This window comes from Fluviicola sp. (genome assembly GCF_030151805.1).
Classification (GTDB): Bacteria; Bacteroidota; Bacteroidia; order Flavobacteriales_D; family Crocinitomicaceae; genus Fluviicola.
Genome location: NZ_JASLCN010000104.1, coordinates 1 through 7985, shown reverse-complemented (window position 1 = coordinate 7985; position 7985 = coordinate 1). Strand labels below are relative to the sequence as shown.

Sequence of the window (7985 nt, the reverse complement as noted above, 5' to 3'; positions counted from 1 at the left end):
AGTCAAGATAATATTGATAGATGGAAGCTCAATGAAAATGAGCATTTGGAATTATTATATACCCATTACGATAACGGGGAAGGGAAGGCTGTCATTGATCTTCAGCAGTTCCCTAAAGCTGCCGAATATCTGAATGCACACAGAAAGCGATTGGAAGGCAGAACATATATTACAAAATCCAAAAGAAACTGGTTTGAAATTTGGGTTCCTCAGAATCCTGCATCCTGGAAACTACCCAAACTCGTATTTCCTGATATTAGTTTAGAGCCCCGGTTTTATTTTGATCAAAGCGGGAGTATTGTGAATGGCAATTGCTATTGGATTTCTGCCAAAGACAAAAAAGAAGAAGAGCTGCTTTTATTGATTCAGGGGGTTGCCAATTCTTCTGTTATGAGCAGATACCATGATTTACTGTTCAACAACAAACTTTATTCAGGGAGACGCAGGTATTTTAGCCAATATGTTGAAAACTACCCGATTCCTGATCCTGGCCTTGATGTCTCCGGGAAAATTGTCGATTTGGTGAAAGAACTTTATTCAGAAAAAGCGGATGCTCAAAAGAATTACGAATTACTGAATGAATTGGTAGAAGAGGCTTTTGGACTTCGGGATGCCAATTAATTACTTGTTAAAGAAATCCTTTGGAAGTGGTATTTGCAGTTTTTTATTGAGTATTTTCCCTTGAAATTGTTGAAACCTGTTGAAGAAATCAGCACCTGTTGTAAGGTAAAAATGAGTCAGAGTAATCTGGTCTCCTTCAACTTTTCCATAGTACAAAGCATACCTCACATCCCGGTGCCTTACCTGAAATCCATTCAGTGGATTGATATCAAGTGTTAAGTCACTGTCGGGGCAAACAAGTCCTAAATCAATTGTTGGAGAAGTTTGCAATTTGATCTCCAGCAGCTGATTCTTCACATCGGGGAATTGTCCATTATCCGCATAGTTATCATAACCCAGTTTTTCACAGACTAATTTGTGAAGTTCTGCTCCTCTGTTTCTTTCCTGATCTGCCCCGATGTTTTTAAACGTTGCACCAATCAGCGTTTTTAAAATGGAATATACTGTTTCAATAGGGAAAAGGTTGTCAGTCGTTGGATCTTCTATCGGAGAAGTTCCTTTCAGATTGACTCCGTTCATGTGCACTATTTGCTCCTTCAGCGGTTCAGTATCCGTTTTGCTGATTAATTCAGACAATTCATCGCCCAATTTTAGCCTGGCCTGATATTTTTGAGTCAATGTTCCGGTGGTATCCAATACCGCCAGATCAACTCCTGTAACCACTTTGGCACTAATCACTACATCATTGTCATCCAATCTGATCAAAAGGTATCTTCTTGCCGGATCAAGTTCATCATTCCATACCTGAAGATTATTTGATTTTTGTACGTAGGTATCTAAGTTTTGAGCGGGAAACCGGGGTTTCGTCTTTTTAAAAGAGCCAGGAGCCTTGTATCCTAACGATTCACAAACCAGGGTTTTTGATACTTTTGACCTGGTTCTGAGAGGTAAACCATGGAAGGATTTACCGACCATATCCTGAGCGATCAGTTCCTCAATTTGATCCTTTGTATACCAGACCAAATTACTTTCCTCCTGATCAGGATTGTCATAAATTGTTCGTGCTGTTTCAATGATGTGGTTCTTCTTATCTTGTGCGGTACTCATTTTTATCCAATAAAGAGATTTGCAGATTCAATTTCAGGGCATGAGCAACCTTCACAATACTCCAGAAGAAATGTTTCTTTCACCTCTTTCAACTGATTCGATGCAGGTTCTGTACGGCCCACTTCCAAAGGCTCATTTTTCCTGTGAAAATAGGGATTCTTCTCTAATTGTCCTGATTCTTTTGTCGAACTTTGTTAGGATTTCTTTTTCCGTCTCTGAAAACTGAGGCTGCTTACCTGCAACTTAGTAGTTACAAAATGGCTTATTGGATGCCTGAAAGTCTACGCATTATTAAGTGTTATTGAAGCGCGGGGGAGAGTGCAAAATCCCTGTTCGAAGTTTTCGATTCAACTTCCTCCTTTGAAGAAAGAATGGTAAAGTCAGAACTTCTGCAAGCAGCCGGTTTCAGACGTCGACATAACTAACCCAAATCAATCCCTCATAACCACCACTTTTTCATTAAAAGTTCTCGCCGGAGTGCTTATCCGGATCACATAAACTCCATTCGGCATTTCATCGAAATGGATTTGCTTGTTGGGAAGGTCAATCGGGATATTTCCCACCACTTTTCCTTCCGGATTCATCACACTTATTGCGGTTAGCGTTTCTTCGGTAAGAACGGTTACGAGACCCTTCGTGGGATTCGGGTAAACTTCGGGAATAATCCCCGCCTTTTGACAGCCTTCCAGGTAAACCATGTCGTGAATGGTTGTTGTTGTGTTATTGTCAGTTTGTGATAAGCGGTAATAGGCATTCCGAACTGGAGTAGTGGAGTTTGTCCAGGAATAATCGGTCTGTGTGGAGGAGGTTCCAACGGCATCAACAGTTGTAATTGTTTCCCAGTTGAATGCGTCCAAACTACGTTCGAGCGTGAAAAAGTCATTGTTAAACTCACTGGCGGTGCTCCAGCGAAGAACCACTTGCTCATTTTCGCATTTGACTGTAAATGACATCAACTCTACCGGTAGAGGATTCATTGGAGTGGTAGAAGCCAGGGTAAAGGGGCTGAAAGCGGTAACTGGTGCGGAAGTAATGATTGTTCCGGAAGTTGTGGTTCCGGTCGTTCCGCCATTTCCCTTATCGGTCCATTGTGTTCCATCCCAGCGAGCTACGCGCAGATCTCCTGTGAGCGTGATTCCGCAGCTACGGGGGGTGTTCCAGCTTAGTGTTACGGAAACATTTGACGAACCGGTTGTGCGGTCCAATATCCAGTATTCACATTCTGAAATGTGATGCAGTGTTGGTTCGAGACTCCAGGTGATGTAAGGAACCGTGTTCGGTGATGCCTGGAAATATTCGGCTGTAAATTGATCCGTGTTAACAGCTGGTGCAGAAATGGCAATGGGTGCGTATTCCACATTTTTTCCCATCGGAAATACAAAAGCAGCATTCCCGGTTTTAACTGCGGGTCCGGAAACAAAACTATTACTGCTTGCTCCGCTGGCAGCAGCAGTTGATGTAAAGGTAAGGATGTTTGCAGCAGTTGTATTGAGGTACCCGTCTGTAAAAGTCAATGTTCCGCGTACGTTCAGTGCTTGCGTAAGGGTAACACCGGTTGTACTGCTGTTATTCAGACGAAGATTTTTCAACGTTGTTACGGAACTGCCTCCGAAGGTTTGTAGATTGGATCCTGCAAGAGTGATCAGTGTTGCTGAATCGGCTATTGTTCCGTTATTGGTTACATCGCCGTAAATTGTCACATTCGCACCTGTAAATGTGCGGATATCTCCCGAATTGGTTAACTGTGCATCAATTTTCCAGGGACAGGCCAGCATTGCGAAAGTAATGAGGATGAACGTTTTCATAATACTTTGTTTTACTCCATGGAAAGGTTCAGGGTTTGAATCGTCAGGGTTGTTGTTGCCGACTGATTTTCTACCCATACTTCAACGTAATCGTTCGGGGCGAGTGTTGCCCAGCAGGAAATGGTTAAAGACACCTGGTCTGTGCTGTTGATTACTTTCACATCCTGACGGGATTCCGGGATTATGACTCCGTTTTTGGCGATATAAAATGAAAAGTACCGGTTGGAACTCGGTTGAGTGATACTCATTGAGCTGGAAATCATGAACGCGCGGGTTTTGCTTCCGACATAAGTGAGCCGGTTATTGGTTGGATGTGTCATCCGATAGAGGTTGGATGAGTTGGTTGTTCCCAAAGCTTTTACGGGGGTGCCGGCACTGGCAAATGTGGTAGCAACCGGTACGGTGATGTACATGTTTCCTCCCGCTACGCCGTCTTTCTGCGTGTTTAAACCGCTGGCTTCAACTTCCCAGGCATTGGTAAACGTTCCGGTTACATACGTTCCCGTACCGATAAACATGATCACTTTTGCAGATCCGGCATTCAAGCTTGTGATTCCGCTGATGTGAAGTGCGGTTGCTGAGTTTACGGAAGTTGTGAGCCGGTCGCCGCCAAGTAGCTGAATAACATTGAAAGTACCGGTGAAACGTTCGTAAATGTTCGAATTGGATGCGTCCCAAAGCATGTTGTTCAGCACGACATTGTTGTCATTTTGAAAAATGATTCCGTTTGTATTGGAGAAGTAAGCTACGGTTGAAAAGAACACCGTTCCACCCACTCCTGCAATTGTTCCGACACTACTGCAACCAAGGATGAAACAATTCTGAACGAGCATGTTTTGTGAAGTGGAAAGGGCATTGATATTGAAAATACTTCCTGAAGCTGCGGTTAGGGTCAGGTAGCGGAGGTTTCCGGTTTTGTCACCGGTAAACAATGAACCGGCTCCGGTATAAACGAGTTTGTCGTTGGAAGAATCATCGCCTTTTACTGTGCAACCGTTCAGATTGATCGGTGTTGTGAGTGTAATCGTTCCATTGATTTCATATTCGATCCCATTTACCAGTGTAATAACACCGGCTACAGGAGCCGGAAGATCTGCTACGGATTTTACAAGGACGTAATTATCCCGTCCGATTCGCAACATAACCCATCTGGTGGAATTCCAGTAGTAATATCCGTCGGGAAGTGTTCCTCCGTCACTGTAAACCAACGTTCCTTCAGCGACTGTGGCGGTCATGGGTGCTGTACTTGTGTAACTGTTCAACGCAACTCGCGGAGGTAAAAAACCTTTGTTGGTGCTTTCCAACTCCAGCATGGAATTGGCATTGATGGTATTGGGATTATCTCCGATTTTTACCTGGGCTGTTAATTGAGTAATGCTGTTAACAGCAATCGTAATCAAAAGAAATAGTTTTTTCATAACTCGGATGTTTATGGTACAACATTATCCTGCAGAGCTTACAGGTTGCCGCATAAATAGTTATGAAAAGCAAATAGTATATGATGAAAGTTACGAAAGAGATTCTTAAAAAACAAAAAATATTGAGGGATGGCTTTTCCATGAGATCAGTTGATGTCAGATCGTGAATTAGCCGGAAGAGGATTACCTGATTTTCACTTTGTATTTAACGAGCGAAAACTAAGTCGAACAAAACTTTTCCGTACTTTTAAATCGTGAAATACTTAGTCACCGTTTTGTTGTGTTGCTCCTTCCTGACGCTTTTTGGTCAGCGGAATCGTCAGCAGATTTCCTCTGCGGATCTGATTTATGGTTTCCGTACGCTGCATCGCCCGATGTTTGGTGAAGGAGTGAAACAGAAATACAGCACTTTTTCCAATTTTCAATGGGCGCAGCCGCTTCAGTTCGTAGGGGCGGGAATTACCGTTTTAGGAGATTCCATCGATACCGGGGGAAAGTTCTTTATTGGAAATGCGCAGATTGTGGCTTATCTGCCTCAAAAGATCTCGATAAACGATAGTTTGACTGCTAAATCCAGGGGATTTAATTTCGGGCTGACTTTTTTAGGACTGGATGCTTTTCCAAAAAGCAAGTATTTCGATTTGGTTTTCAATTTCGGATTTGATGCCGGACGGATTTTATTAACGAGTCCGGGAATTCATCAGCGAAACCTTTATTTTGCACCGAAAATTTCCCTTCAGCCAAAAGTGAGAATGGGACCTGTTGCCTTGTCGATTGTGGCGGAATACGGATACGATCTTACGAAGGACAAATGGCGGAAAACCTGGTTCGGACCCCGGCATCAAAACAACCTGACGCCGTATTCGAATAAAATAGGAGGGCTTTCCGGACTTTCCTGGTTTGTGACTTTGGGTTACGTTTTGTAGGAAACCCCCCCCATGGTGACTGGGCTAATAGATACATGTCTATCCGTATTTTTTGGAGTTCTTGATAATTATACGAGTTTAGGTGATTTTTGATTTTCCGATTAAATCCTCTGCGTCCTTTACTTCTTAGCGTTTGTCAAATAAACATTCATCATTAAACGCAAAGCTTTGAAGACAGTAGTATATTCTGAAAAGATTTTACGTAAGATGCAACAAAAACCAATAAAATCACCCGAATCAATTCAACGGAATGGTCTTCGTTTCCTTTTGAAACGCAATCACAATACTTTCACGCTGGATGGATTTTACCGTCAAACCATCGAATAATTCTTCGTTCGGATAAATCTTATACATCACTCCGTCTACTGAAATCAACGCACGCGGTTTCTTCGAACTGGTTTTTTGTACGATTCCGAAATACTTAATCGCAGGCCAGTAAACAATAGGTTTTTCCTTTTTGGGCGGCGGTGGTTTCGGGATGTTTTCATTGGCAGCATCCGGATTAGCTGTTTGCGGAGTAGAACTCATCCCGGAATTTTTTAAAAACGGATCGGGATAATTGGCCCGTAAATGAAAATCTTTCTTGGGTTTGATGTTCTCTACCTGAAGTTTGTCCGAAACAGGAGCAGGAATACCCGAATCATCTGTGATATTGGAACTGATCCGCACAAACAATTTGAAGTAGATAAAACCTACAACTGCAATTAAGACATATGTAAACCGCTTGTTTTTCACTGAATGATCACGTTGTTGTAAGTGGTTGGTGTTGCACCCTGATTTCCTGCTACGTCGCTTACAATCACGCGCCAGTAATACGTTCCGCTTCCGTTGGTAAACGTTACGTTAGCGGTATTTGCCGTCAGGTTGGAAACAGTCTGCACAATATTGGCAAAAGCCGGATCCGTTGCAATTTGAATAGTCGACCTTCTCGGAGATTGAATAGCTCCCTGATCTGCTGGAATCGTCCAAGAGAATGCAGATCCGTTGGTAACCGTTAAATTATTTGCAGGAGCTGTAAGCGAGGCAAATCCGGGAGGAACCGTTTTGTCAATATAGAAAACACGTTTGGAGAAGTTGATTTCGCTTCCATCTGTAAGAAATGCTTTCACTCCCCAGCAATAAGGGCCTTCAGGAAGTTGGGTTCCGTCAAGTGATTGAACCTGTACCGTATTGAGCTGGGGAACATTGTCCTTTTGCGCTCCTGCAAAAGTGGTTGTTTCGTGCAGTTCGAAGGTGTAGCTGGAAACATTTCCGGAATTCGGAGATCCCCATTTAAAAACCCCATTAAAATTTCCATTAAAATACTCTCCTGCAAGCGGACTGAGCAGTGGAATCTGTGAATTGGAGTTTCCGGCAGAAGTTCCGACCCAGAAACGTTTGATTTCTGAAGGTTTTGAGCTGTAACCTGCGTTCATTGCCGTAATACGGATCTCATATTGAGCAGAATCCAGCCCGAAAAAGAAACTGGTTCCCGAAACAATGGAATCCAGCGGATAACTTTGGATGTTCCCAAAATCGGGGCTCACCACTTCGATGCGGTATTTGGTTGCTCCTTTGAGTTCTTCCCATTTGATGTGAACCGGGTTTGCAGGAATCGTGTCCTGATTGGCAGGAAGAATCAAGATCGGTGTTTCTTTCGAAATGTTCTTCTCAATAAAATCCTTGCACCCGAAAAGACTGAGAGATATGAAAAGCAATACGAGCTTATTGATATACTTTCTGGACATAATTCTGAATTAATAAGGTTGTTGTTAAATCTGTTTTATTCGTAACCAGGTCTTTTTCCGAATTCATTTCAAAATGAATCAGACGGGCATCATCAAAAGACTTCTCCAGCTCATTGATAAATCTCAAAACCGGAATAAAATCTCCCTGCAACTCGATCTTAAAGGTATTGATTTTAAAATCAGGATGTTCAAAACCGTAAACTTCATCTATTTGCTTGACTTCTATTTTGGAAGACTTCAATGCCAGGAAATTGAGGAATCCCTGCTGTACCTGTTCCACGGAAACGTTTTCTTTTCCGAGTAATTTATTGAGCTGTGCTACGTTTTTTTGAAGTTCGCGAATTTCCTTTTGAGAATTCAACGCTTCCTGTTTTTTGATCTCCAGTTCGTTGATATACGAGTTGGTTTCAATGGTTTTACTGAATGCCCGTTTGTAGGATG

At 42.6% G+C, this 7985-nt stretch carries 8 protein-coding genes; 2 read left to right on the top strand and 6 right to left on the bottom strand.

Annotated elements, in window-relative coordinates; genetic code table 11:
• On the top strand, positions 1 to 621 hold a 621-nt coding region (locus Q1V93_RS04065; protein ID WP_300661812.1), incomplete at its 5' end, for a TaqI-like C-terminal specificity domain-containing protein.
• On the opposite strand, the gene Q1V93_RS04060 is transcribed toward Q1V93_RS04065, so the two are convergent.
• From Q1V93_RS04060 to Q1V93_RS04050, 3 genes are all read right to left on the bottom strand, one after another.
• Positions 622 to 1668 carry a hypothetical protein gene (locus Q1V93_RS04060; protein ID WP_300661809.1) on the bottom strand — a complete coding sequence of 349 codons (1047 nt, stop codon included), beginning with the start codon at positions 1666 to 1668 and terminating at the stop codon, positions 622 to 624.
• A 431-nt stretch (positions 1669 to 2099) separates the two neighbouring features.
• Positions 2100 to 3473 carry a T9SS type A sorting domain-containing protein gene (locus tag Q1V93_RS04055; RefSeq protein ID WP_300661807.1) on the bottom strand — a complete coding sequence of 458 codons (1374 nt, stop codon included), beginning with the start codon at positions 3471 to 3473 and terminating at the stop codon, positions 2100 to 2102.
• 11 nt (positions 3474 to 3484) lie between these two features.
• Entirely contained in the window at positions 3485 to 4891 is a 1407-nt protein-coding gene (locus Q1V93_RS04050; RefSeq protein ID WP_300661804.1) for a hypothetical protein, read from the bottom strand.
• Between the two features lie 254 nt (positions 4892 to 5145).
• Here Q1V93_RS04050 and Q1V93_RS04045 point away from each other — a divergent pair, with 254 nt between their 5' ends.
• On the top strand, positions 5146 to 5817 hold the full coding sequence (locus Q1V93_RS04045) for a hypothetical protein (protein ID WP_300661801.1): 672 nt from the start codon (positions 5146 to 5148) through the stop codon (positions 5815 to 5817).
• A 237-nt stretch (positions 5818 to 6054) separates the two neighbouring features.
• Here Q1V93_RS04045 and Q1V93_RS04040 read toward each other — a convergent pair whose 3' ends face one another.
• From Q1V93_RS04040 to Q1V93_RS04030, 3 genes are all read right to left on the bottom strand, one after another.
• Complete coding sequence (locus Q1V93_RS04040) at positions 6055 to 6552, bottom strand: hypothetical protein (protein WP_300661798.1); 498 nt, start codon at positions 6550 to 6552, stop codon at positions 6055 to 6057.
• Positions 6549 to 7544, bottom strand: coding sequence for a hypothetical protein (locus tag Q1V93_RS04035; protein ID WP_300661795.1), 996 nt, complete (start codon positions 7542 to 7544; stop codon positions 6549 to 6551). The genes Q1V93_RS04040 and Q1V93_RS04035 overlap by 4 nt, the downstream gene beginning before the upstream one ends.
• A partial coding sequence (locus Q1V93_RS04030; RefSeq protein ID WP_300661792.1) for a hypothetical protein occupies positions 7522 to 7985 on the bottom strand: 464 nt, incomplete at its 5' end. The genes Q1V93_RS04035 and Q1V93_RS04030, both read right to left, overlap by 23 nt.